This is a genomic window from uncultured Sphingomonas sp., from assembly GCF_937871615.1.
Classification (GTDB): domain Bacteria; phylum Pseudomonadota; class Alphaproteobacteria; order Sphingomonadales; family Sphingomonadaceae; genus Sphingomonas.
Genome location: NZ_CALMPA010000039.1, coordinates 109,502 through 131,473 on the forward strand (window position 1 = coordinate 109,502; position 21,972 = coordinate 131,473).

General features: G+C 65.6%; 24 protein-coding genes. 11 read left to right on the plus strand and 13 right to left on the minus strand.

All coding sequences use genetic code 11. The features are described from left to right. Window positions 1-192: 192 nt before the first annotated feature. Entirely contained in the window at window positions 193-642 is a 450-nt protein-coding gene (locus tag Q0316_RS10535) for a YdeI/OmpD-associated family protein (RefSeq protein ID WP_298672015.1), read from the plus strand. A 199-nt stretch (window positions 643-841) separates the two neighbouring features. After that, entirely contained in the window at window positions 842-2,233 is a 1,392-nt protein-coding gene (locus Q0316_RS10540) for a DEAD/DEAH box helicase (RefSeq protein ID WP_298672017.1), read from the plus strand. A gap of 5 nt (window positions 2,234-2,238) precedes the next feature. Here the strand turns inward: Q0316_RS10540 and Q0316_RS10545 are convergent, their stop codons facing one another. Both Q0316_RS10545 and Q0316_RS10550 read right to left on the minus strand, forming a co-directional pair. Further along, entirely contained in the window at window positions 2,239-3,198 is a 960-nt protein-coding gene (locus tag Q0316_RS10545) for an alpha/beta fold hydrolase (protein ID WP_298672020.1), read from the minus strand. After that, window positions 3,195-3,860, minus strand: a complete 666-nt coding sequence (locus Q0316_RS10550; protein WP_298672023.1) for a nitroreductase — start codon at window positions 3,858-3,860, stop codon at window positions 3,195-3,197. Before Q0316_RS10550 ends, Q0316_RS10545 begins: the two co-directional genes overlap by 4 nt. An 81-nt stretch (window positions 3,861-3,941) precedes the next feature. Between Q0316_RS10550 and Q0316_RS10555 the strand changes: the two genes are divergently transcribed. The 3 genes from Q0316_RS10555 to Q0316_RS10565 all read left to right on the plus strand — a co-directional run bounded on the left by Q0316_RS10555 (window position 3,942) and on the right by Q0316_RS10565 (window position 6,510). Further along, entirely contained in the window at window positions 3,942-5,126 is a 1,185-nt protein-coding gene (locus Q0316_RS10555; protein WP_298672025.1) for an acetyl-CoA C-acetyltransferase, read from the plus strand. Window positions 5,127-5,160: 34 nt separating this feature from the next. Continuing rightward, window positions 5,161-5,943: an SDR family NAD(P)-dependent oxidoreductase gene (locus tag Q0316_RS10560; RefSeq protein ID WP_298672026.1), complete on the plus strand. Its 783-nt coding sequence runs from the start codon at window positions 5,161-5,163 to the stop codon at window positions 5,941-5,943. A gap of 135 nt (window positions 5,944-6,078) precedes the next feature. Continuing rightward, the gene (locus Q0316_RS10565; protein WP_298672027.1) at window positions 6,079-6,510 is read left to right on the plus strand and encodes a thioesterase family protein; all 432 of its coding nucleotides are present in this window, start codon (window positions 6,079-6,081) and stop codon (window positions 6,508-6,510) included. Here the strand turns inward: Q0316_RS10565 and Q0316_RS10570 are convergent. The 3 genes from Q0316_RS10570 to Q0316_RS10580 all read right to left on the minus strand — a co-directional run bounded on the left by Q0316_RS10570 (window position 6,467) and on the right by Q0316_RS10580 (window position 8,780). Continuing rightward, window positions 6,467-7,003 (minus strand): hypothetical protein, encoded by a 537-nt coding sequence (locus Q0316_RS10570; protein ID WP_298672029.1) that lies wholly within the window; start codon window positions 7,001-7,003, stop codon window positions 6,467-6,469. The two genes, Q0316_RS10565 and Q0316_RS10570, sit on opposite strands and share 44 nt — an antisense overlap. 207 nt (window positions 7,004-7,210) lie before the next feature. Next, entirely contained in the window at window positions 7,211-7,642 is a 432-nt protein-coding gene (locus Q0316_RS10575; protein WP_298672030.1) for a hypothetical protein, read from the minus strand. 382 nt (window positions 7,643-8,024) lie between these two features. Beyond that, window positions 8,025-8,780 (minus strand): SDR family NAD(P)-dependent oxidoreductase, encoded by a 756-nt coding sequence (locus Q0316_RS10580; protein WP_298672033.1) that lies wholly within the window; start codon window positions 8,778-8,780, stop codon window positions 8,025-8,027. 122 nt (window positions 8,781-8,902) lie between these two features. Here Q0316_RS10580 and dcd point away from each other — a divergent pair, with 122 nt between their 5' ends. Further along, window positions 8,903-9,457, plus strand: coding sequence for a dCTP deaminase (dcd, locus tag Q0316_RS10585; protein WP_298672036.1), 555 nt, complete (start codon window positions 8,903-8,905; stop codon window positions 9,455-9,457). 840 nt (window positions 9,458-10,297) lie between these two features. On the opposite strand, the gene Q0316_RS10590 is transcribed toward dcd, so the two are convergent. The 4 genes from Q0316_RS10590 to Q0316_RS10605 all read right to left on the minus strand — a co-directional run bounded on the left by Q0316_RS10590 (window position 10,298) and on the right by Q0316_RS10605 (window position 12,814). After that, complete coding sequence (locus Q0316_RS10590) at window positions 10,298-10,726, minus strand: biopolymer transporter ExbD (RefSeq protein WP_298672038.1); 429 nt, start codon at window positions 10,724-10,726, stop codon at window positions 10,298-10,300. 25 nt (window positions 10,727-10,751) lie between these two features. Continuing rightward, a complete protein-coding gene (locus tag Q0316_RS10595; protein WP_298672040.1) occupies window positions 10,752-11,234 on the minus strand; it encodes a biopolymer transporter ExbD in 483 nt (160 codons plus the stop codon). Window positions 11,235-11,328: 94 nt separating this feature from the next. Further along, a complete protein-coding gene (locus Q0316_RS10600) occupies window positions 11,329-12,105 on the minus strand; it encodes a MotA/TolQ/ExbB proton channel family protein (RefSeq protein WP_298672042.1) in 777 nt (258 codons plus the stop codon). A 55-nt stretch (window positions 12,106-12,160) separates the two neighbouring features. Further along, window positions 12,161-12,814 carry an energy transducer TonB gene (locus Q0316_RS10605; protein ID WP_298672044.1) on the minus strand — a complete coding sequence of 218 codons (654 nt, stop codon included), beginning with the start codon at window positions 12,812-12,814 and terminating at the stop codon, window positions 12,161-12,163. 231 nt (window positions 12,815-13,045) lie between these two features. Between Q0316_RS10605 and Q0316_RS10610 the strand changes: the two genes are divergently transcribed. Continuing rightward, window positions 13,046-13,930 (plus strand): hypothetical protein, encoded by an 885-nt coding sequence (locus tag Q0316_RS10610; RefSeq protein ID WP_298672046.1) that lies wholly within the window; start codon window positions 13,046-13,048, stop codon window positions 13,928-13,930. Here Q0316_RS10610 and Q0316_RS10615 read toward each other — a convergent pair. Beyond that, a complete protein-coding gene (locus Q0316_RS10615) occupies window positions 13,905-14,276 on the minus strand; it encodes a dihydroneopterin aldolase (protein ID WP_298672048.1) in 372 nt (123 codons plus the stop codon). The two genes, Q0316_RS10610 and Q0316_RS10615, sit on opposite strands and share 26 nt — an antisense overlap. Before the next feature lie 81 nt (window positions 14,277-14,357). Continuing rightward, the gene (locus tag Q0316_RS10620; RefSeq protein ID WP_367179687.1) at window positions 14,358-15,017 is read right to left on the minus strand and encodes a glutathione S-transferase family protein; all 660 of its coding nucleotides are present in this window, start codon (window positions 15,015-15,017) and stop codon (window positions 14,358-14,360) included. Window positions 15,018-15,057: 40 nt separating this feature from the next. On the opposite strand from Q0316_RS10620, the gene Q0316_RS10625 reads away from it, so the two are divergent. The 4 genes from Q0316_RS10625 to Q0316_RS10640 are packed head-to-tail and all read left to right on the plus strand — an operon-like array spanning window position 15,058 to window position 17,972. Beyond that, window positions 15,058-15,579 (plus strand): GNAT family N-acetyltransferase, encoded by a 522-nt coding sequence (locus Q0316_RS10625; RefSeq protein ID WP_298672052.1) that lies wholly within the window; start codon window positions 15,058-15,060, stop codon window positions 15,577-15,579. 52 nt (window positions 15,580-15,631) lie between these two features. After that, a complete protein-coding gene (locus Q0316_RS10630) occupies window positions 15,632-16,192 on the plus strand; it encodes a DUF1285 domain-containing protein (protein WP_298672117.1) in 561 nt (186 codons plus the stop codon). Next, window positions 16,189-16,791 (plus strand): CoA pyrophosphatase, encoded by a 603-nt coding sequence (locus tag Q0316_RS10635; protein ID WP_298672054.1) that lies wholly within the window; start codon window positions 16,189-16,191, stop codon window positions 16,789-16,791. The genes Q0316_RS10630 and Q0316_RS10635 overlap by 4 nt, the downstream gene beginning before the upstream one ends. Continuing rightward, complete coding sequence (locus tag Q0316_RS10640) at window positions 16,779-17,972, plus strand: CCA tRNA nucleotidyltransferase (protein WP_298672057.1); 1,194 nt, start codon at window positions 16,779-16,781, stop codon at window positions 17,970-17,972. Before Q0316_RS10635 ends, Q0316_RS10640 begins: the two co-directional genes overlap by 13 nt. On the opposite strand, the gene Q0316_RS10645 is transcribed toward Q0316_RS10640, so the two are convergent. After that, window positions 17,942-19,552, minus strand: coding sequence for a bifunctional diguanylate cyclase/phosphodiesterase (locus tag Q0316_RS10645; protein WP_298672060.1), 1,611 nt, complete (start codon window positions 19,550-19,552; stop codon window positions 17,942-17,944). The two genes, Q0316_RS10640 and Q0316_RS10645, sit on opposite strands and share 31 nt — an antisense overlap. Window positions 19,553-19,710: 158 nt before the next feature. Continuing rightward, a complete protein-coding gene (parC, locus tag Q0316_RS10650; RefSeq protein WP_298672063.1) occupies window positions 19,711-21,948 on the minus strand; it encodes a DNA topoisomerase IV subunit A in 2,238 nt (745 codons plus the stop codon). Between the last annotated feature and the right edge of the window lie 24 nt (window positions 21,949-21,972).

Sequence of the window (21,972 nt, forward strand, 5' to 3'; positions counted from 1 at the left end):
GCGCCGGTCGCGCAGCGAACAGCTTGCGCGGCCGGCGGACGGGCGCCCTTCAATGGCGCCCGATCCGGCCGACGGCGCGACGCCCCACTCCCCCGCGCGGACCAACGGAGCCGAAAGGCTGGCGTAAAGAAGCTGAGACATCGGCGCAGGCGCCTCTTGGCAAATACCCTCCAAACGCGGCATCCTCGCGCCATGCCGCCCGCGATCACCTTCACCGTCGCCCCGCGCGCCGATGGCGACATGTCGGCGATCCCGATCGACTTCGATCAGCGCGCGGTGTTCGGCACTGCGCGACCGCCGGTGGTGGTGACGATCAACGGCTACAGCTATCGCAGCACGATCGCGATCATGCGCGGCGAGGCATTCGTGCCGCTGCGCCGATCGCACCAGCAGGCGGCGGGTGTTGTGCCCGGCCAGCCTTTTGGCGTGACGCTCGCGCTCGACACCGAACCGCGCATCGTCACATTGCCCGCCGACCTCGCCGCGATGCTCGATACGGCGAACGCGCGCGCCGGATGGGGCCGGCTGAGCTTCACCGCGCAGCGCGAGCATGTCGAAGCGATCGAGGGCGCCAAACGCCCGGAAACACGCGCAAAACGCCTCGCCGCCGCGCTTGCCGCAGCCGCCTCTCGCGTGCCGTGACTTGACATTTCGCCGCCGCGCCCGCATCTGCGCCGCCGATCGAGGCGTTTAAAAACGCAGCGTGATCGGGCCTTTCGCGGCCCCGGCTCCGCCTCGATTGTCGTTCGGGCATCCCAAGTCACGCGGGGCGTCAATCTTCCCGCCTCCGCGCGCGCCCTTCGGCCCGCGCGGCCCGGCATATTTGCAGGTATTTCATTTCATGAGCTTTTCCGAACTCGGCCTGACCGACGCGCTTGTCCGCGCGCTCGACGCCAAAGGCTATGAGACCCCCACCCCGATCCAGCGCGACGCCATCCCCGTCGTGCTCACCGGGCGCGATCTGCTGGGCATCGCGCAGACCGGCACCGGCAAGACGGCGGCCTTCGTGCTGCCGTCGATCCAGCGGCTGGCGGAATCCCCCAAGAAGCTGCTGCCGACGCATTGCCGGATGCTCGTTCTCGCGCCGACGCGCGAGCTTGCCAGCCAGATCGCCGACAACGCGCGCGGCTATGCCCGCAATTCGCAACTGTCGGTCGCGACGGTGTTTGGCGGCACCAGCATTTCCAAGAACCGGCATGATCTGATGCGCGGCGTCGACATCCTCGTCGCCACGCCGGGCCGGTTGCTCGATCTGGTGGAGCAGCGTTTCTGCAACCTGTCGATGCTCGAAATCCTCGTCCTCGACGAGGCGGATCAGATGCTTGACCTCGGCTTCATCCATGCGCTGCGCAAGATCGTCCGCATGGTCCCGCGCCGGCGCCAGACGCTGTTCTTCTCCGCGACCATGCCCACGTCGATCCGCGAGCTGGCGAGCCAGTTCCTGCACGATCCGGCGACCGTTTCGGTCGTGCCCGCATCGACCACCGCCGAGCGCGTCGATCAGTGCGTCACCTTCGTCAACCAACAGGAAAAGCAGGCGCTCCTCACCATCCTGCTGACCGAGGAACCGATCGACCGCGCGCTGGTATTCACCCGCACCAAGCACGGCGCGGACCGGGTCGTCCGCCTGCTCGGCGGCAACGGCATCGCGGCAAGCGCGATCCACGGCAACAAGAGCCAGGCGCAGCGCGAACGCGCACTGGCGGCATTCAAATCGGGCGACGTGCCGATCCTCGTCGCAACCGATATCGCGGCGCGCGGGATCGACATTTCCGGCGTCAGCCATGTGTTCAACTTCGAACTGCCCAACGTGCCGGAACAATATGTCCACCGCATCGGCCGCACCGCGCGCGCCGGGGCCAGCGGCGTCGCGATCTCATTCTGCGCCGAGGATGAACGCCCCTATATGCGCGACATCGAGAAGCTGACGCGGCTGCGCGTGCCGGTGCGTGCGCTGCCCGCCGACTTCATGAACCGTGCCGAGGCGCTCAAGGCCGCGCGCGTGCGCGTCGCCGGCCCCGATCCCGCCCCGCGCGAGGATCGTCCGCGCGGACCACGCGGCCCGGCGCGACCCAAGGCGAGCCACAGCCCGACCGCGACCCGCGACTATTCGAACGCCAGCCGCCGGCGTGGCGGCGGCGGTGGCGGTCGCCCCGGCGGTGGCGCTGGTGGTGGCGGCGGTGGCCGCAATCGTGGTCGTGGTCGCGGCCCCGGCGCGCCTGCCGGCGCCTGAACGGGTCAGCGCGGCGCGGCGATGAACCCGGCGATGGCTTCGGCCACGCCGGGCGCGAGCGGCAGCGACTCATCGCCATAAGTGGCGAGATTGGCGGCGCGATCATCGCCCGCCACCGCCTTCAGCACGTGGTTCATGCCGGGGATGATCGCCAGCCGCGCGTGGGGCTGCGCCTCGTGCAGCGCCTCGGCATCGGCGACCGACACCTGAAGATCGCGATCGCCCTGCACGATCAGCACCGGCCCGGCATAGCCCGCGATCAGCCGCGCGGGGTCCAGCGCGAACAGGCTCTTTAGGAACCCCTGCACACGCGGCGCGAAGATGCGCTGCACCACAGGGTGCATCCTGCTCACATCTGCGTCGTGCCCGGCGGCAAGCGCATCCAGCGCGGCATCAGCATCGGCGAGGATCGGCGCGTTGGCCGGGTTGGCGTGAAACTGCGCGCGCATCACCACATCGAGCCGGCGACCCGGAGCGGAAATCAGCACCAGTCCGCAAATCGCAGCCGGCTGCCGCGCGGCGGCGAGCGCGACCAGCCCGCCCTCGCTATGCCCCGCGACCCACACGCACCGCGCGCCGGTTTGCGCACGGATCGCGGCGATCCACGCGTGAACGTCCGCCGCATAATCATCGAGTGTCACCGCATTAGGGTCCGCCACAGCGGCCTTGCTGCCGAACATCCCGCGCTTGTCGATCCGCACGCTGGCGATACCGCGTTCGGCCAATGCGTCGGCGAGCAGGCGATAGGACTGCGCGGTTATGCCAAGCGGGCTGTCGCCGTCGCGATCGGTCGGCCCGGAACCGGGGATAATCAGTACGATCGGCGCGCCCGGTTTCGTCCGCGCCCAGGTGCCGGCAAGCGCGCCCAGCGGCCCCGGCGCGGTGATCGCCTCCTCGCGTGGCGGTGCCTCGCCGATCGGCAACGCCACCATCGCGGCTGCCGCCGCCAGCGCGACCAGGCTCATCCCAACTCCGTCAACCACTCATCCTCGGGCGCGCGCGGGCTGCGCGTGCGATTGGCGGCTTCTTCCGGGTCTTCATAGCCGATCGCCACGCCGCAGAACACCATGCGCTCCGCCGGGGTGCCGAGGAAATTCTCCACCGTCTGCGGATAGACCGCCCAGCATTCCTGCGGGCATGTCGCCAGCCCCGCCTCCACCGCGAGCAGCATCAGATTTTGCAGGTACATACCAAGGTCCGCCCATTGCGGCGGCCCCATCCGGCGATCGACCGTGACGAAATAGGCGGCGGGCGCGCCGAAGAACTGGAAATTGCGCGCGAACCAGATCGCGCGGGCGCGGCGATCCTCGCGCGGGATGCCGAGATGGCCGTAGAGCAATTCCCCGATCTGGAAACGGCGCGCGTTCATCACCTCCGGAATCTCGCGCGGGTAGATATCATAGCCCGGCGTTTCGCTTTCGCGCCGTTCGATCTTGCCCCGCATGATCTCCTTCAGCCGCGCCATCGACGCGCCGTGGACGATATCGACATGCCAGGGCTGGAGGTTCCCGCCGGTTGCGGCGCGCGCGGCGGTCAGCGCCAGTTCGCGCAGCAGCGCCGGATCAACCGCCCGATCGAGGAAACCGCGCACCGATCGCCGCTCGCCTATCGCCGTGCTCACGTCCATTATGCTCTCCACCCCTTGCCGTTCGCGTCAATCCGCGCCAAATGCGGTGCCGGGATAACATCTGTTATGGAGAGTCGGAAGATGCCTGAGGCGTATATCGTCGAAGCGGTTCGGACGGCCGGGGGAAGGCGTGGCGGCAAGCTCGCCGGCTGGCACCCGGTCGATCTCGCGGCAAAGGTGCTGGATGCGGTGGTGGAACGGTCGGGCATCCCCGGCGAGGCCGTCGAAGACGTCATCATGGGCTGCGTCAGCCAGGGCGGCGAACAGGCCGGGCAGGTCGGCCGCAACGCGGTGCTCGCATCGGTGCTGCCGGAAAGCGTGCCGGCGGTGACGATCGACCGCCAGTGCGGCTCCAGCCAGCAGGCGATGCAATTCGCGGCGCAGGCGGTGATGTCGGGCACGCAGGACGTGGTGATCGCATCGGGCGTGGAGAGCATGACGCGCGTGCCGATGGGCTCCACCTTCAAGCTGTTCTACGATGCCGGGCTCGGCAAGAACAAGTCGCCGGGGCTGGAGGAGAAATACCCCGGCATCGTCTTCAACCAGTTCGCTGGCGCCGAGATGATCGCGAAGAAATACGGCTTCACGCGTGAGGCGCTGGATGAGTTTTCGCTCAACAGCCACCGCAAGGCCGTCGCCGCGACGCAGGCGGGCAAGTTCAGGGATGAGATCGTAGCACTTGAGATCGAGACGCCCGACGGCAAGGAGCAGCACGCTTCGGACGAAGGCATCCGCTACGACGCCTCCGCCGAGGGCATGGCGAGCGTGAAGAAGCTTTCGGAAACCGGCGTGCTCACCGCCGCCTCGTCCAGCCAGATCTGCGATGGCGCGAGCGCGGTGCTGATCGTCAGCGCCGAGGCGGTGAAGAAATATAATCTCAAGCCGCTGGCGAAGATCGTGGGCCTCACCGTTACCGCCGGCGATCCGGTGGTGATGCTTGAGGAGCCGCTGTTCGCCACCGACAAGGCGCTGAAGAAAGCCGGCCTGTCGATCGACGATATCGACCTGTTCGAGGTGAACGAGGCGTTCGCCTCCGTGCCGATGGCCTGGCTCAAGCATACCGGCGCGAAGCCCGATCGGCTGAACGTCAACGGCGGGGCGATCGCGCTCGGCCACCCGCTCGGCGCGTCGGGCACCAAGCTGATGGCAACGCTCGTCCACGAATTGCGCCGTCGCGGTGGCCGCTATGGCCTGCAAACCATGTGCGAGGGCGGCGGCGTGGCCAATGTCACGATCATCGAGAATTGCGACTGGAAAGCGGCCTGAGCCGCGATTTCACGGGAAAAAGTGAGGGTTAAAGATGAAGCTTGATAACACTGTCTCCGCCGTCATCACCGGCGGTGCCTCCGGCCTCGGTGCGGCGACCGCGCGGCTGCTCGCAGCGAAGGGCGTGAAGGTCGCGCTGTTCGATCTGCAAGAGGAAAAGGGCGAAGCGCTCGCCAAGGAACTCGGCGGCGTGTTCTGCAAGGTCAACGTCACCGACGAAGCCTCGGTCGACGAAGGCTTCGCCAAGGCGCGCGCCGCGATCGGCCAGGAGCGCATCCTCGTCAACTGCGCCGGCACCGGCAACGCGATCAAGACCGCGAGCCGCAGCAAGGAAGACGGCTCGATCAAGCACTTCCCGCTCGATGCGTTCAACTGGATCATCCAGATCAACCTCGTCGGCACGTTCCGCTGCATCGCCAAATCGGCGGCGGGCATGTTGACGCTCGATCCGATGGAAGACGGCGAGCGCGGCGCGATCGTCAACACCGCGTCGGTCGCGGCGGAGGACGGCCAGATGGGTCAGGCGGCCTATTCGGCATCGAAGGGCGGCGTCGTCGGCATGACGCTCCCGATCGCGCGCGATCTGATGGGCGAAGGCATCCGCGTCAACACGATCCTGCCGGGCATCTTCAACACCCCGCTGCTCGCCGCCGCGCCGCAGAACGTGAAGGACGCGCTGGCCGCTTCCGTCCCGTTCCCGAAGCGCCTCGGCGATCCTGCCGAATATGCCGCGCTCGCCACGCTGATGATCGAGAACGGCTATTTCAACGGCGAGGACGTGCGCCTCGACGGCGCGATCCGCATGGCCCCGCGGTGAGCCGCAGCGCGGGAGACGGGCTGGCCCACGCCAACCCGCGCCTCGCGCAAGGCCGGCCGGCGGGTCGCATAGCGACCCGTCCGACGACGCGGGATTAACTCCCGCGTCGTCCCTCGTCCATTTAGGATCACGCTGATGCCCCGCCCCGCCGCATGGCGCCTGTCGCCAGACGCTTATCCGATCCGCGAGACGATCCAGACGCGCTATCAGGATCTCGATCCGAACGGGCATCTCAACAACGTCGCCTTCGCCGCTTTGTTCGAAACCGCGCGGGTGCGGATAAACCAGTCGCTCGGCAGCCGGGAAGCGACACCGGGCTTTCGCGCCGTCGTCGCGCGCAACGAAATCAATTATCTCGCGGAAGGCAGCTTTCCCGATCCGGTCGAGATCGCGATCGGCATCGGCACAATCGGTAACCGCAGTTGGGAAATGCTCGCCGCGATGTTCCAGAACGGCCACGCGATCGCGACCTGCGACACGGTGATCGTGATGACCACGCCTGCGGGGGAAGGGATTCCCGATATCATGCGCCGGCGGCTGGAAGGTCTGCGGGTGACGGGAGGTTAGGCCTCGCCTCTCGAACTGGCGCCATTAACGCCAGAAGAGCTACATAAGCCAGGCCAATGGTCAGCAGCATATATCGGCCCGGATCGGCGACGCCGAATACGACCAGCATCGCGAAATTTCCGACGCCCAACCCTGCGGATAGGATCGCACCGAATCTAACGCCATCGTTCCGGCGTATACAGCTCAACAGCAACACCGAAAGGCAGGCAATCAGCCCCGCGCCTTGTGCTTTGGGAAATTTGAACAACAATCGCTCCAGCCAACGCATCGCATCTGTCGCAGCGGACGGTCGCCACAAGCCGACCACCCGATCGCTGTGAAGGTCAGCCATCTCCCGACGCATTTCCGCCAGCGCATCGGGACTGGTTGCGTCATTGATTGCCTGACCATCAATGCCCCACGTGGCGTGATCCCGCGATTCAAGCAAATAACGCACATAGGTCAGCCTGTGGCGAAAATAGGCCAAAGGATGCGCGCAATCTCGATCAGCCACCGCTGCGTCAATGGCCCATCGAGGCGATCATAGGCCGCTGCATAACCTCCACACGGCGTCCAATGTGCAAAACTGTCCCACATATAGGGAACGTAGCAAGACGCGACGCTCTGCAGCGTGCTGGTCGGCCAGCCGCGTACCGAATCAAAGGCGTTCTGACCGGTTCTGACCGATATGCCCGCAAGATCGAACAGGACGAGTTGCTTATCAGGGTGCAGGTTGCGCGCCGCGAAAATCCTGGAATCTACCGTCCGATTGAGTGGAATGGCCAACGCCCCCGCCACGAGAAGGATTATCATCAGGACAAGGTAACATCGCCACGACCTGACAAAAAAAAGGGGCTATGACAGCTCCGGCAACGACGATGACCATGAAGTTCGGCGTCTTCGACAATAGAAATAGCGCAATAACTGCAATGAATATCGCCATTCCCATTACACTAAATCCACGACCAATTGACCGTCGCGCTAATTGGACCGCAATCAGTAACGTCAAAAATATCGTGGAATCCTTGCAGATATAACCGAGGCTGCCGGACAGAACGAGGCGCAACAGCAGTTCACCCGTCAACACCGCCTGTTCCCTTGGGTTGCGGGGAAAACGCGGTAGAAACCCGGCAAAGATGCCGAAAAGCGTCACCTGCATTATCAGGGCGGCTGCCGGTTGTCCGCTCTAGCGGAGCAGGCAGGCTCCAGAACCATCCCAGAGTTGCCGAATGCCAATTGTTCGTCAGACCCGGCGCCTCTGCCGCAACGACAGAAAAGAGGGAATCAGCATTCAGCCTGCCGGGATAGTTCAGCAAGAAGCAAAGCAGGGCGAATCCGATACCAACCGGCCAATGGAAGCGCCAATTTGGATCGACAAGGCGCGGACTCGCACCGGCGCCCGTTCGCCCGATCAAGCCGAAAAGACCTTTCATCCGGACGGTCTAACGGAAACGCCGTTTAGGTTAGGTATATTTCCCGCGCCAACGGAGCCGATCGACGAAGACGGATGCCGAATATCCGGCGCGTGCGAGAAGCTACAACGACTGCCCGTCATCCACGTCGATCACCGCGCCGGTTACCTGCGCGGAGGCATCCGCCGCGAAATAGAGCATCATCGGATCAAGCGCGGTGATCCCCATCATCCGCTTGCGATGGAAGCCCGCGATCTGCTTCGCGCCGCCTTCGGTCTCGAACCAGTCGCCCGCGATTTCCGTCTGAACATAGCCGGGCTGGATGACGTTGACGTTGATCCCCTGTCGCACCCATTCGCGCGCCAGATTGCGCCCGAGGTGCGCCACGCCCGCCTTCGACGCGGCATAGGCGCTGTCGCCATGCCCGGTGAGATGCGCGGTGATCGAGCCGATGATGATCGCCCGCCCCTTGCCGCTCTCCCGCGATCCGCCCGCGATCAGCCGCTTCGCGCCTTCGCGCACGGTGAGATAGGCGCCGAGGAAATTGGCGTCGAGCAACTGCCGCAGCCCTTCCACCGACACCTCGGTCGCGCGACCGGAGTGGCTCATGCCGGCATTGGCGACGATCGTGTCCACCGTCCCGAACCGCGCCTCCGCCGCGTCATAAGCGGCGATGGTCGAGGCCTCGTCGCCAACGTCGAGCGCCACCGCCAGCGCGTTCGCGCCGATCTCCGCCGCCAGCGCCTCGACCCGCTCGACCCGCCGCGCGCCGAGCACAACCTTCGCGCCCGCATTCGCATAGAGCCGCGCGAAATGCGCGCCAAAGCCCGAAGACGCACCCGTAATCAGCGCCACGCGCCCATCCAGCCTGAAAGCCATATCCGCCATCTCCTTAGTTCCCTCAGGTCGTTGGGGGGCGCGGACGAAATGGTCAACCCATCTTGCCCCTTGCCAGCGGCGCGGCGCGCGGCAAAAGCATCCGTCAAAAGGGGAAGCGTTCGATGTCCATCCTGTCAGACCGCTGGATTCGCGAACGCGCGATCGCCGACAATATGATCGAGCCGTTCGTCGAGGCGCAGCGCCGCGATGGCTGCATCAGTTACGGCCTGTCCTCCTACGGCTATGACGCGCGCGTCGCCGACGAATTCAAGATTTTCACCAACGTGGACAATGCGTTGGTCGACCCGAAGGATTTCGCGGCGAACAGCTTCGTCGATCGCAAGACCGACGTGTGCATCATCCCGCCGAACAGCTTCGCGCTGGCGCGCACGGTGGAATATTTCCGCGTGCCAAGCGACGTGCTGGTGATCTGCCTCGGCAAATCGACCTATGCGCGCTGCGGCATCATCGTGAACGTCACCCCGCTCGAACCCGGCTGGGAAGGGCATGTGACGCTGGAATTCTCCAATACCACGCCATTGCCGGCCAAAATCTACGCCAATGAAGGCGCGTGCCAGTTCCTGTTCCTGCAGGGCAACGAGCCATGCGAGACGACCTACGCCGACCGGGCCGGTAAATATATGGGCCAGCGCGGGGTGACGTTGCCGCGGTTGTAGGTGTGGATGGCGCTCGATGCGAGTTCATGCCGGTGCGCCAACCGAGCAGCTATCGACGATCGGGCGCTCTGGGCGAAGTTTCGCGCCACTCTAACGCCAGCTTGCGAACGCCTTGGCCGTCGGTAACATCGGACGGATGCTCGGTCTGATATCCGTAGCCGTCCCGCTAATGACGGCGCTCGCAACGCCCGTTGCCTCGTTACGTATGGAAAGCGGGGAGTCCGCTTTCTCCGTCATTGTAAGTGAAGATCAATCGAATGGATATCAGATCCAATTCGATTGCGTGCGTACCTGCAGTCACTTCACCAGCCTGCGCGAACCGATAGGCGATACCCCGCTCGGACTGTTCACCCGCGATTAGGACGACCTGCTGTTCTCACTGTGGAGCGCCGGATCGACTTATCGGGTCCGTGTCTGGCGCGTAACCAATGCCGGAGCGCTCAAGATCGCCGAACTGTCGAGTCGAGGAAGGCCAGACTTCTTGAGCGACAGGGCTGGGCACGCCGTCATTCGCACCTACGAAAGCACAGCCGAGATCGGTCTTCGACACGCGACATTATGGATCTACGAACGAGGCAAGTTCATGCCGTCCAAGGCGCAAGAAGACGATTAGAGCGTCGAACACTGGATATGGATTGTTCGCCGAGGCCCGAATTCGCAGACGGCAAATACCCTTCGACAACCTCCAGGGCGACGAGGGAATGAGTGATCCGCCTTACGCCACACTCTCGATTCTTCGTATTCGATAACCGGCCCGACCTCCGCGCGCTGAAAGCCCCCAAAGAAAAGGGCGGCCCTGAAGGACCGCCCTCACCTAATCGCAATCTCAAGCCGAAGCCTTTAGAAATCGCGATAATATTGCTCGTTCCCGATGAAGCCGAGCTTGGTCACGCGCGAACGCTTGATTACCGCGAGCGTCCGGTCGACCACTTCGTAGCGCGCCTGCGGATCAGGCTGGAAGTGCAGTTCCGGTTCCGGGACCATGCCCGCCGCGACATCGAGATACTGACGCAACGTCACCATATCGACGGGCGTGCCGTTCCAGGTGACCGTGCCGTTGACCGCGATCGCAACCTTGTTCTTGTCCGGCTCGACCGGCGGCGGGGTCGGGTTTGCCTGATTCTGCGGCAGATCAACCTTAACCGCGTGGGTCTGGATCGGGATGGTGATGATGAACATGATGAGGAGCACGAGCATGACGTCGATCAACGGCGTCGTGTTCATTTCCATCATCGGCTCGCCGTCGTCGCGGCCGCCACTCATTGCCATGTCGTGTTACTCCTGACCGCTTCGCTTACAGCCGCTCGGGATTTTCGCCGGGCGGCGGCTCTGAAATGAAGCCAACCTTGGCGAAGCCAGCCATCTGCATGTTAAAGATCGCGCCGCCGATGCAACGCCACGGCGTATTCACGTCGCCGCGGATATGCGCCTCGGGCAGTTCGAGGCCGGGGGCGTTCGGACCACCCTGGCGGGCGATCTCGGCCTTCAGCTTGGCCACCGCGCGATCGAGCAGCTCCTGGTGGGTCACCGGGGTAAGGCCCCAATAGACCTTGCAGACGCCGTCCGCGCTCGTGATCGAGAGCGAGACGTTTTCGGGTTTGGTCGTCGTCGGGTCGAAACGAACGTCCGGAAGCTTCAGCTTCACGCTCTGGACCACGACCGGAACCGCGATCAGGAAGATGATGAGGAGCACCAGCATGACGTCCACCAGCGGGGTCGTGTTGATGTCCGACATCGGGGTTTCGGTAGCGGAATCACCGCCAACGCTCATCGCCATGTGTCAGGCTTTCCTACTCATTCGGCCGTCGGGCTCACCCTTCGGCGGGTTGGCGGGGCCGTTACGAGAACGGCCCCGCCTTCCCTATTTTATCTTACGCGCGGGTCTGCGTGCCGGCGGCAGCCGCGGGCTTCGCGGGCGCCGGCTTCGGCGCGCCGGCCAGCGACGGACGAACCGCGCCCTTGGACGCGAGATAGCCGAGAACGTCGTTCGAGAAGGCCGAGAGGTCTTCCGCGATGCCCTTGTTGCGGCGCTGCAGCCAGTTGTACGCGAGCACCGCCGGAACCGCGACGACGAGGCCGAGCGCGGTCATGATGAGCGCTTCACCGACCGGGCCGGCAACCGCGTCGATCGACGCCTGGCCCGCCGCACCGATCTTGATGAGCGCGCGATAGATGCCGATAACCGTACCGAACAGGCCGATGAACGGCGCGGTCGCGCCGACGGTCGCGAGGAACGCCAGGCCGCTGCCGAGCTTCGAGTTGATCGAGGCTTCCGAACGGGCGAGCGAACCATGCAGCCAGTCATGCGCCTCGACCGGATCGGTCAGCCGCGAGTGCTGGTCCTGCGCGGCAAGGCCGTCGTCGACGATCTGCTTGTAGGCCGAGTTCTTCTCGAGCTTGGCCGAACCCTCGCGCAGCGAGTTAGCGTTCCAGAAACCCTCGCGAACGCGCTTCGCCTGGTTGATGATCTTCTGCTGCTCGAACAGCTTCGAGAACAGGATGTAGAACGAGACGATCGACATCAGCACGAGGATGCCGAACACGGTCTGCGAGATCAGGCCACCCTCCTTGAGGGCGGGGATCAGGCCGTACGGGTTGTCGCCGTGGGCGGCCGGCGCGGCAGCAGCCGCGAGAATGGTGGTGATCATAAAGTTGTTAGTCCCTTGAAAAACGAATGGCGTCAGAAGGTGGTGTGGAAATGGGTCATTCCGGAATGACCCATTTCACCGGCAGCGAGGTCCTGGACACGATCGGCTGACCGTTCTCATCCTTAGCAGGCGTGTAGCGGACGCGGCTTTTCGCGATCCGGCACGTTGCCTGGTCAAGCGCGGCACTGCCGCTGGACGTGGACACCTCACAGTCGGTCACGCGACCGTCAGTGCCAATCGTGAGCGCCGCGACGACGCGCCCCTGCTCACCTGCACGCAACGCCGACGGGGGATAATTGTCCGAGTTGAAATACTGACCCGGATTACCCTTCGCGACAGCCGCATGCGAAATCCGCGGTGGCGCAGGCGGCGGCGCCGGAGGCGGCGGCGGCGCGAGCACCGGCGGTGCCGGCGGCGGATTGGGCACAACCGAGATCACCGGCGCCGCGCTCGTCGTCTGGACGATCGGCGGCGGAGCAACCACCGGCGGTGGCGTCAATTTAACGTCTGGCGGCGGGGGTGGCGGCTCATCCGGCGGCGGGGGCGGTGGCTCCTCAACGTCGAACGTATTTAACTTCTCCGACACCTTTTTCACGTATTGGTACGCGAGGCCGGTGACGAAGGCGTAGCCGAGCGCAAGGTGAATCGCCGCGACGATAACGATCGCGACGACCTTGCTCCCGCTCATCTTCTGGTCAGCGTAGGCCATTCAGCAGTGAAACTCCCTCATCCCTAGGGCCACTAGGGCCGGACCCCCGATCCAGCGCATCGAACCGGCGACCCAGTACGTCCGTAAGCTAGAACATCCCACGGTACGGCGCGACTCCTATCGCGCCGTACCGAGGCGTGCAAACGCTTTGTCTGGCACAGCAAACGTACGGTCCCCGCATGACAGAATTATTTCTGTATCGGAAGGCCCCAATGGCCTAATCCAGGCGATATGAAATCACGCATGTTTTCCCGCGCGCTGGCACTGGCCGCGCTCGCCGTTTCGCCCGGATTTCCGGCCTTCGCGCAGCAACGCGCCGCCCCATTGGCGGAGCCTGGCCCCATCGCCCCGCCCTATGCCGACATGGCCGATCTGGTGATCGCAAGCCCGCTGGTGATCGATGCGACGATTCGTTCGACTTCTAAGATAAAACCCGTCGAAGCGCCTGGCCTCGCCCCCGGCGCGACCCGATTCTACGTCGAAGCGGACGTCAATGCGCTGATTCGCGGCCCCGGCGCGATTCCGCCGCGCATCGGCTATCTGCTCGATGCCGCGCCGGACGGAACCGGGCGCATACCGAAATATAAAAAGTCCCGCGTCCTGTTGTTCGCCCGCCCGGTTCCCGGTCGCGGCGACCAGATTCAGCTCGTGACGCCGGGGGCGCAACTTGGCTGGTCACCGGCGAGCGACGCGCTCGCGCGGCGGATCACCGGAGAGGTGCTCGCCAGCGACACGCCGCCGGTGGTAATCGGCGTCGGCAATGCATTCCACGTCGCGGGCTCGTTACCCGGCGAGGGCGAGACGCAGATATTCCTGCGCACCGCGGATCACCGCCCTGTTTCGCTGTCGATTCTTCGCCGCCCCGGCGAGCGCCCGCGCTGGGCGGTGGCATTGTCTGAGATCATCGACGACGCGGCCGCACCGCCAAAGCCCGACACATTATTATGGTATCGCCTCGCGTGCGGGCTGCCGCGCGAGCTTCCCGATGACAGCGTGGCATCGCTTTCCGCCGCCGATTCGGCGCAGGCGCGCGAAGATTATCGCCTCGTGCTGGAGCGGCTCGGCCCGTGCGGGCGCACCCGCCCGCCCGTCAGCGGCGGTGGCGGACCAGCGTGATCCCGATCGATTCGCCGGCTTCGGCGATCGCCAGCTTGACGATCTTCACGGTCACCCGCAGCACGCGGCGATCCTGAAGGAACAGGGTTTCGGCGATATGGTCCGCGACGCCCTCGATCAGCGTGAAATGCACGCCGGGCGGCAACGCGCTGGTCGCCGCGCGCTTCAGATCGAGATAGTTCTTCGACGCGCCGAGCGGCGTATCCGGCGCGTAATGAGCCGGCGCTTCGAGCCTGACGCCGATCGAGATGCGCAACGGCTGCGGCAGATGCGTTTCCTCGGAATAGATGCCGGTCAGCACCGGCACCTCCAAATCGTGCACTTCCAGTTCGAGGCTGTCGTCCATCACGCGCTCGTCAGAGGGGGTTGTCCGCCGATGCGGAAGAAGCGGCGCGTCTAGGCCGCCCCCCGCGGCGGGGCAAGCGAATCAGGCCGCCGCACTCGGGCGCGCGCTCGCCGCGGCGTGCCAGCGCCTGAGATTGGCCGCCGATTCGGGCACCACGAGCTTGGCCGCCTTGGCGAAATCAATCGTCGCCAGCGCGGTGATATCGGCGAAGGTATAGGTTTCTCCGGTCATCCATGGCCGCGCCGCCAGTTCCTTATCGAGCATGTCGACGAACATGTCCCACATCAACATGCCCCGCGCAGCAAGTTGTGGAATTTGCGCCATATTCGGCCAATTTCCCGCCGCACCGCGCCCGGCGAACGCCGGATTTCCATTGCGCAGCACATAGACGGCGGCGGCATAGCCCTCATTCTCGATCCGCCGCGTCATGCTTTCGATTCGCGCGATTTCCAGCGCATTGCCGCCAAACAGCGGCGGATCGGGATGCAGCGCCTCGAAATACCGGCAGATCGCCGCCGATTCGCAGATCACCTCGCCATCATCGAGCAGCAAGGCGGGCACCATGCCGCGCGGGTTTACCGCGAGATAGGCCGGCCCAAGCTGCTCATCCGCGCGCAGGTCGATCATCACCCGTTCCACGGCGATGCCCTTCTCCGCGAGATAGATCCTCACCCGCCGCGGGCTGGGCGCCCAGACTGCATCGTAAAGCTTCACGGCGTCATTCCACTTGCGTTCAGACACACTATCGCTAATCCGCGCCGCCCTTGGCGTCCATCAGGGAATGAGGCGATTGATCGAGCTTGTCGCACTGGACAAAATTGATAGCGACGCGATCGAGGCATTGCTCGATCGCGCGTTCGGCAGGGATCGCCATGGGCGCACCGCTTACCGGCTGCGCGCCGGAACCGAGCCGATCCCCGGCCTAAGCCTCGCCGCGCTGGATGGTGGAGCGCTGGTCGGGACGATCCAGTGCTGGCCGGTCGTCTTCACCGCCGACAAGGGCGGTGCGGTGCCGCTCACCTTGCTCGGGCCGGTCGCGGTGGAGCCGGGGCGGCAACGCGACGGGATCGGCCGGCTGCTGATGACCGCCAGCCTCGACGCCGCCGTCCGCGAGCGGCTGGACAGTGCGATCATGCTGATCGGCGATCCGGAATATTACAGCCGCTTCTTCGGCTTCAGTGCCGAGCGCACCGCCGGCTGGCGCCTGCCCGGCCCGGTCGAACGGCATCGCCTGCTCGCGCGCGGAAACGCCGTGCCGGATGGCGCTGGCACGATCGGCCCGCGCCTCGCCATATCCGCCTGAGCTTTACCGCCCCGATCTTTACGAGAACGCCCCCCTCCCCTACGCGCTGGTTATGCCGATGGCGCCGCCGCCCGATTTCGAAACGCTGACGATCGCCGATATCGCGCGATTGGCGGAGGGCGATCGCCTGCCGCCGGTCGAACGCTGGCATCCCGAACATTGCGGCGACAGCGAAATGCGGATCGCGCGCGATGGCACCTGGTTTCATCAGGGTTCGCCGATCGGGCGGCAGGCGATGGTCCGCGCGTTCAGCCGCATCCTGCGCCGTGAGCCGGACGGCGGCTATGTCCTCGTCACGCCGGTGGAAAAGCTAGACATCGCGGTGGAGGACGCGCCCTTCGTCGCGGTGGAGATGAAGGCGGAGGGCAGCGGACGCGACGCGACGCTCGCCTTCCGGCTCAATACCGGCGATCTCGTCACCGCATCCGCCGATCATCCGCTCAGTTTCGCGGAACGGCCCGATGGCCCGCATCCCTATCTGCGCGTGCGCGGCGGGCTGGACGCACTGGTGACACGCGCGATCTATTATGACCTCGCCGAACGCGCGCTTGCGGGAGACGACGAGTCGATCGGCGTGTGGAGCGCGGGGGCATTCTTCCCGCTGGTGCCATGAGCAGCCTCGCCGACCGGCTGCATCGCGCGCTCGCCGCCGGGCTGGCCGAACAGCCGACATTGCTGACCGGCGACCGCGCCGATCGCGATCTCGGGCCGGATGAGATGATGCGCCCGGCGGCGGTGCTCATCCCCGTCACCGATCGCCCGCACCCCGGCGTCATCCTCACCCGGCGCCCCGAAACGATGCGCCGCCATCCGGGGCAGATCGCCTTCCCCGGCGGCCGGCTCGATCCCGGCGAGGATGCGGTGGCCGCCGCCCTGCGCGAGGCGGAGGAGGAGATCGCCCTCCCGCGCGGCCAGGTCGCGGTGATCGGCGCGGTCGATCGCTACCGCACCGTCACGGGCTTTCTGGTAACTCCGGTTATCGGCGTGGTGCCCCCGGACCTGCATCTGGTCGCCAACGCGGCGGAGGTGGCGGCGGTGTTCGAAGTGCCGCTCGATTTCCTGCTCGATACCGCCAATCACATCGAAGCCACGGTGGAATGGCAGGGACGCGAGCGCCATTATTACGAGATCACATGGGACGGGCAACGCATCTGGGGCGCGACCGCGGCGATGATCGTAAACCTCGCACGACGACTGAGATGGACGGCATAAACATCTATAAAATAAAGCTCCCAGCCGCTGAGTGGCTCAAGCGACCGGGGCTGGATCGACTGGCCGATGCGCTGGGCGCAGCGACCGGGGACGCGCGCTACGTGGGCGGCGCGGTGCGTGATACGTTGCTCGGGCTCGACGTGGCGGACATTGATATCGCCACCCGCCACCCGCCCGCCGAGGTTATCGCGCGGCTGGAAGCCGCCGGCATCCGTGTGATCCCGACCGGGATCGACCATGGCACCGTCACCGCCATCTCCAGTGGAACGGTGGTGGAGGTAACCACGCTGCGCCGCGACGTTTCCACGGACGGGCGCCGGGCGACGGTGGCATTCACCGATGACTGGCGCGAGGATGCAGCGCGGCGCGATTTCACGATGAACGCGCTCTACGCCGATCCGCTCACCGGCGCGATTCATGACTGGTTCGGCGGGCTCGCCGATCTCGCCGCGCGGCGCGTGCGCTTCATCGGCGATCCCTATCAGCGGATCGCGGAGGATCATCTGCGGATCCTGCGCTTCTTCCGGTTCCACGCCCGGTTCGGTGACGCGATTGATGCCGACGGGCTTGCCGCCTGCACCGCGCGCGCGAACGATCTGATGGCGCTATCGCGCGAGCGGATCGCCGCGGAACTGCTCCGGCTGCTCGTCGCGCCGGGTGCGGTGCCGGTGGTCAGGCTGATGATCGAGCGCGGCATTTTCCGCCCGGTCCTGCCGGAGATCACCTGCATGGCCGCGTTCGAGGTGCTCGCGGCGCATGAGGCGGCGCAAGGTGTCGCCCCTGATGCGATCCGCCGCCTCGCCGCGCTGATCGCGCCGGGCGACGCCGAAGCGGTCGGCGCGCGGCTCAAGCTCTCCAATGCCGATCGCAAACGATTGCAGGCGGCGCATGGCGGCGCGGGCGACGAGGGCGCGCGCGCGCTCGCCTATCGCGTCGGCCCGGCGATCGCCACCGATCGCCTGTTGCTCGCGGGCGAAAGCGTCGCGCCGTTACGGGGCTGGACCCCGCCCAATCTGCCGATCGGCGGCGGCGAAATCGTCGCGCGTGGCGTGGCCAGGGGGCCGGAGGTCGCGAAGCTGCTGCGGCAGGTGGAAAGCGAATGGATCGCGCGCGGCTTCCCCGGCGCGGCGGAGACGATCGCGATCGCCGATCAGTTGTTGCGTTCGCGCAGCAGCGAATAAGCCTTGTCCGCCTCCAGCGGCGGGGCATAGGCATAGCCCTGGCCGTAAGTGCAGCCGAGCGCCGCGAGCGTCTGGCCCACCTCGTCGGCCTCGATGCCCTCCGCCACCGTATCCATGTTCAGCGCGGCGGCGAGGCCCAGCACCGCGCGGACGATCGCCACCTTGTCGCGATCGGCCAGCATCCCGGTGACGAAGCTGCGATCAATCTTGAGGATGTCGATCGGCAGTTTCTGGAGATAGACGAGGTTCGAATAGCCGGTGCCGAAATCGTCCATCGCGATCGTCGCGCCCAGTTCCTTCAGCGCATGAAGCACGCGCGCGATGCGCTCCGGTTCGGAAACCAGCGCGCTTTCGGTAAGCTCCAGCCGCAGCCGCCGCCCCGGCACCCCGTGCAGATCGAGCGCCGCCGCGACGATCGGCGCCACCGCATCGCGCTGCAACTGGATCGCGGAGAGATTGACCGACATGGATACGCCGCAATCCCCGCCCGCGCGCTGATCCCACGCCGCCAGCGTGCGCACCGCCTCGTCGATCGCCCAGCGACCAAGCGGGAGGATCAGCCCCGATTCCTCCGCCACCGCGATGAAGCTGGCGGGCGAACGCGCGCGCCCGTCTTCATCCGTCCAGCGCGCCAATGCCTCGAAACTGACGATCCGCCCGCTCGAAAGATCGCAAATCGGCTGGAAATGCAGCGTCAACCGCCGATCCTCGATCGCGCGGCGCAGCGCGGTTTCCAGCGCAAATTCCTCACGCGCGCGAACGAACGCCTGATTCTGGTAAGCCTCGGCCTGCCCGCTCTGCTTGGAACGCTTCACCGCGAATTGCGCGTGGCGGATCACATCTTCCGCCTCCCCTGCCGTTTCATCGACGAAGGCGATGCCGATCGAGCAGGAAACGTGAATCTCGTAATCGCTCAGCCGGAACGGCGCGGCGAGCACCGCGCGGATACGCTTGGCGACATGCTCCGCCTCGTCCCGGCTCTCGTCGATCGACAGCAAAATGCCGAATTCGTCGCCGCCGGTGCGCGCCAGCACATCGCGCGCGCGAAGCGCTCCTTTCAGCCGCCGCGCCAGCGCCATCAGCAATTCGTCGCCCGCCATGCTGCCGAGGCACGCGTTGATCCGGCTGAACCGATCGAGATCGACGACCATGACGGCGCACGCCGCATCGCCCGCGGCGATCACGGTTTCGAGCATATCGCCGAACCCGCCGCGATTCGGCAGGCCGGTAAGGCTGTCGATCGTCATTTCGCGGCGCAGATTCTGCTCGGTACGCAATTCGCCGGTATGATCTATGAAGCTGACGAGGCAGCGCGGCTCCGCGCAATAATCGACGCGCGCGAGCGTCACGGTGAAATGGCGCTGCTCAACGGCATTTCCGGTGTTCCAGGTGAATTCCGCGCGGGCATCGCCGCGATCGAGGAACGCCGCCACGCGCGGCGCCATTTCATCCAGCCCGCGATCCAGCGCCAGCCGGCGAAAGGCGGTATTCGGCATCTCGCGCACCAGCCGACCGTTATCGACACCGGCGATCACCGCGGCGATCGGCAACAGCTCAAGCGCGCCCTCAGCCGCGGTCATGCCAACGGGCATGACCGACGGGATGGCTTTCGCGAAGACTGCCCCTGTCGTCATCAACGCTCCGTCTGGCATATGGAGCGTTAAGGATGACCTAAACATACAAGTGCTTCGTGGAAGAAGCTGAAAACGGGCCTGTGTTCGTCGCCCGGCGCGCTGCGCTAAAAACGGTTGTCGCGCGGGAAGCCGTTGGGCGGCATCCGCCCTGCGGCCCCGCGCGCCGTGCGCCACGGCGACAGGTCACTCTCGGTCCGCACGCGCCCCGTCTCGCCACCCATCGACCAGCTCAGGCCATCGGCATAGCGAAAAGCGATGGCATCGGAGAGGCCGCCATCGCGATAGCGCTGAAGCTGCACCCCCTGCCCGCGCGTCATCTCGGCCACCTCGGATAGCGGGAACACCACCATCTTGCGGTTATCGCCGATCGCGGCGACGTAATCCGCGCCTTCCGGGATCGGCCTGGCGAGGAGGAGCTTCGCGCCGGTGCGCGGGGTCATCACCGTCTTGCCCTTGCGGGTCTCGGCGGTCACGTCCGCCGCCGCCACGACGAAACCACGCCCGTCGCTCGCCGCGATCAGGATCTTGTCGAGCCGCGCCGCGCTCATGAACGCGGTAATCCCGACGCTGCCGTCGAGGTCGATCGACGCACGCACCGGCTCGCCAAAACCGCGCCCGCCAGGCAGTTTATCCGCCGCCAGCGTATAGAACCGCCCGTTCTCCGCCGCGAGCAACAGCTTGTCGGTGGTCTGCGCGTGGAAGGCATAGGCCGGGCCGTCGCCTTCCTTGAACTTCAGCGTCTCCGCCGAGGCGAGATCGACATGGCCCTTCATCGCCCTGATCCAGCCGCGCTGCGACAGGATGACGGTGATCGGCTCGCGCTCGATCATCGCCTCAAGCGGGATTTCGCGCGCGGGGGCGGCTTCCTCGATCGTCGTGCGGCGCCTGCCCAGCGCGGTTTCCGGGCCATAACGATCGCGGACCTTCGCCATATCCTTCTTGAGCCGCGTGCGCTGCCGCGCGTCGGAGCCGAGCAACGCCTGAAGCTCGGCCTGTTCCTTGCGCAGCGCGTCCTGCTCACGCTTCAGTTCCATCTCCTCAAGTCGGCGCAGCGAGCGCAACCGCATGTTGAGGATCGCTTCCGCCTGCCGGTCGGTAAGCTGGAACTCGGCCATCATCACGGGCTTCGGCTCATCCTCGGTGCGGATGATCTCGATCACCCGATCGAGGTTGAGAAAGGCGGTGATATAGCCGCCGACCAGTTCCAGCCGGTCAGCGATCTTGGCAAGGCGATGTTCGGTGCGCCGGCGCAGCACGACGAACTGATGCTCGACCCACGCCTTAAGCGCCTCCTTCAGGCTCATCACGCGCGGGGTGCGCGTCTTGTCGAGCACGTTCAGGTTGAGCGGCACGCGCGTTTCGAGATCGGAGAGGCGGAACAGCCCGTCCATCAACACCTGCGGATCGACCGTCCGGCTGCGCGGCTCCAGCACCAGCCGGATTTCCGCGTCGCTCTCGTCGCGAACGTCGGAGAGAATCGGCAGCCGCTTTTCGTTGATGAGCGCGGCGACCTGCTCGATCAGCTTGCCCTTCTGCACGCCATAGGGAATTTCGCTGACGACGATCTGCCAACCGCCGCCCTTTTCGCGCTCCACCGTCCAGCGGCAGCGCACGCGGAAACTGCCGCGCCCGGTGGCATAGGCTTCACGGATCACCGCCGCGCTGTCGACAAGCAAGCCGCCCGTCGGGAAATCCGGCCCCGCCACATAAGCAAGCGGATCGGCGGCGGGATTGTCGATCAGCGTGATCGCCGCGTCGAGCAATTCGGCGGCGTTATGCGGCGGGACCGATGTAGCCATGCCGACCGCAATACCGCTCGCGCCATTCGCCAGCAGATTGGGGAACATGCCGGGGAACAGCTCCGGCTCCTGATCCTCGCCGTTATAGGTCGGGCGGAAACCAACGGCATCCTCGTCCAGCCCGTCCATCAGGTCGATCGCAACCTGCGTCAGCCGCGCTTCGGTGTAGCGATAGGCGGCCGCGTTATCGCCGTCGATATTGCCGAAATTGCCCTGCCCGTCGACCAGCGGATAACGCAGCGCGAAATTCTGCGCGAGGCGCACCATCGCGTCATAAACGGATTGATCGCCATGCGGGTGATATTTGCCGATCACATCGCCGACGACGCGGGCGCACTTCTTGTATCCGGAAGCGGGATCGAGCTTGAGCAGCCGCATCGCCCATAACAGGCGGCGGTGCACCGGCTTCAGCCCGTCGCGCACATCCGGCAGCGAGCGCGCGGTGATCGTGGAGAGCGCATAGACGAGATAGCGTTCGGAAAGCGCGCTATCGAACGGCGCGTCGAGGATGCCGATCGGCGGTTCTGCGAAGTCGGTGGCCATGAGCGATCGGGCTTTAAGGGGCAA

Excerpts from the sequence above, each read along its gene's own strand:
- Q0316_RS10645 (WP_298672060.1), bottom strand. The coding sequence starts at position 19,552 with ATGACCGCGGCTGAGGGCGCGCTTGAGCTGTTGCCGATCGCCGCGGTG.
- Q0316_RS10550 (WP_298672023.1), bottom strand. The coding sequence starts at position 3,860 with ATGGACGTGAGCACGGCGATAGGCGAGCGGCGATCGGTGCGCGGTTTC.
- Q0316_RS10590 (WP_298672038.1), bottom strand. The coding sequence starts at position 10,726 with ATGGCAATGAGTGGCGGCCGCGACGACGGCGAGCCGATGATGGAAATG.
- Q0316_RS10625 (WP_298672052.1), top strand. The coding sequence starts at position 15,058 with ATGAGGCGATTGATCGAGCTTGTCGCACTGGACAAAATTGATAGCGAC.
- Q0316_RS10615 (WP_298672048.1), bottom strand. The coding sequence starts at position 14,276 with ATGGACGACAGCCTCGAACTGGAAGTGCACGATTTGGAGGTGCCGGTG.
- Q0316_RS10535 (WP_298672015.1), top strand. The coding sequence starts at position 193 with ATGCCGCCCGCGATCACCTTCACCGTCGCCCCGCGCGCCGATGGCGAC.
- Q0316_RS10635 (WP_298672054.1), top strand. The coding sequence starts at position 16,189 with ATGAGCAGCCTCGCCGACCGGCTGCATCGCGCGCTCGCCGCCGGGCTG.
- Q0316_RS10565 (WP_298672027.1), top strand. The coding sequence starts at position 6,079 with ATGCCCCGCCCCGCCGCATGGCGCCTGTCGCCAGACGCTTATCCGATC.
- Q0316_RS10605 (WP_298672044.1), bottom strand. The coding sequence starts at position 12,814 with ATGGCCTACGCTGACCAGAAGATGAGCGGGAGCAAGGTCGTCGCGATC.
- Q0316_RS10545 (WP_298672020.1), bottom strand. The coding sequence starts at position 3,198 with ATGAGCCTGGTCGCGCTGGCGGCGGCAGCCGCGATGGTGGCGTTGCCG.
- dcd (WP_298672036.1), top strand. The coding sequence starts at position 8,903 with ATGTCCATCCTGTCAGACCGCTGGATTCGCGAACGCGCGATCGCCGAC.
- Q0316_RS10555 (WP_298672025.1), top strand. The coding sequence starts at position 3,942 with ATGCCTGAGGCGTATATCGTCGAAGCGGTTCGGACGGCCGGGGGAAGG.
- Q0316_RS10595 (WP_298672040.1), bottom strand. The coding sequence starts at position 11,234 with ATGGCGATGAGCGTTGGCGGTGATTCCGCTACCGAAACCCCGATGTCG.
- Q0316_RS10600 (WP_298672042.1), bottom strand. The coding sequence starts at position 12,105 with ATGATCACCACCATTCTCGCGGCTGCTGCCGCGCCGGCCGCCCACGGC.
- Q0316_RS10580 (WP_298672033.1), bottom strand. The coding sequence starts at position 8,780 with ATGGCTTTCAGGCTGGATGGGCGCGTGGCGCTGATTACGGGTGCGTCT.
- Q0316_RS10630 (WP_298672117.1), top strand. The coding sequence starts at position 15,632 with ATGCCGATGGCGCCGCCGCCCGATTTCGAAACGCTGACGATCGCCGAT.
- Q0316_RS10560 (WP_298672026.1), top strand. The coding sequence starts at position 5,161 with ATGAAGCTTGATAACACTGTCTCCGCCGTCATCACCGGCGGTGCCTCC.
- Q0316_RS10640 (WP_298672057.1), top strand. The coding sequence starts at position 16,779 with ATGGACGGCATAAACATCTATAAAATAAAGCTCCCAGCCGCTGAGTGG.
- parC (WP_298672063.1), bottom strand. The coding sequence starts at position 21,948 with ATGGCCACCGACTTCGCAGAACCGCCGATCGGCATCCTCGACGCGCCG.
- Q0316_RS10540 (WP_298672017.1), top strand. The coding sequence starts at position 842 with ATGAGCTTTTCCGAACTCGGCCTGACCGACGCGCTTGTCCGCGCGCTC.
- Q0316_RS10610 (WP_298672046.1), top strand. The coding sequence starts at position 13,046 with ATGAAATCACGCATGTTTTCCCGCGCGCTGGCACTGGCCGCGCTCGCC.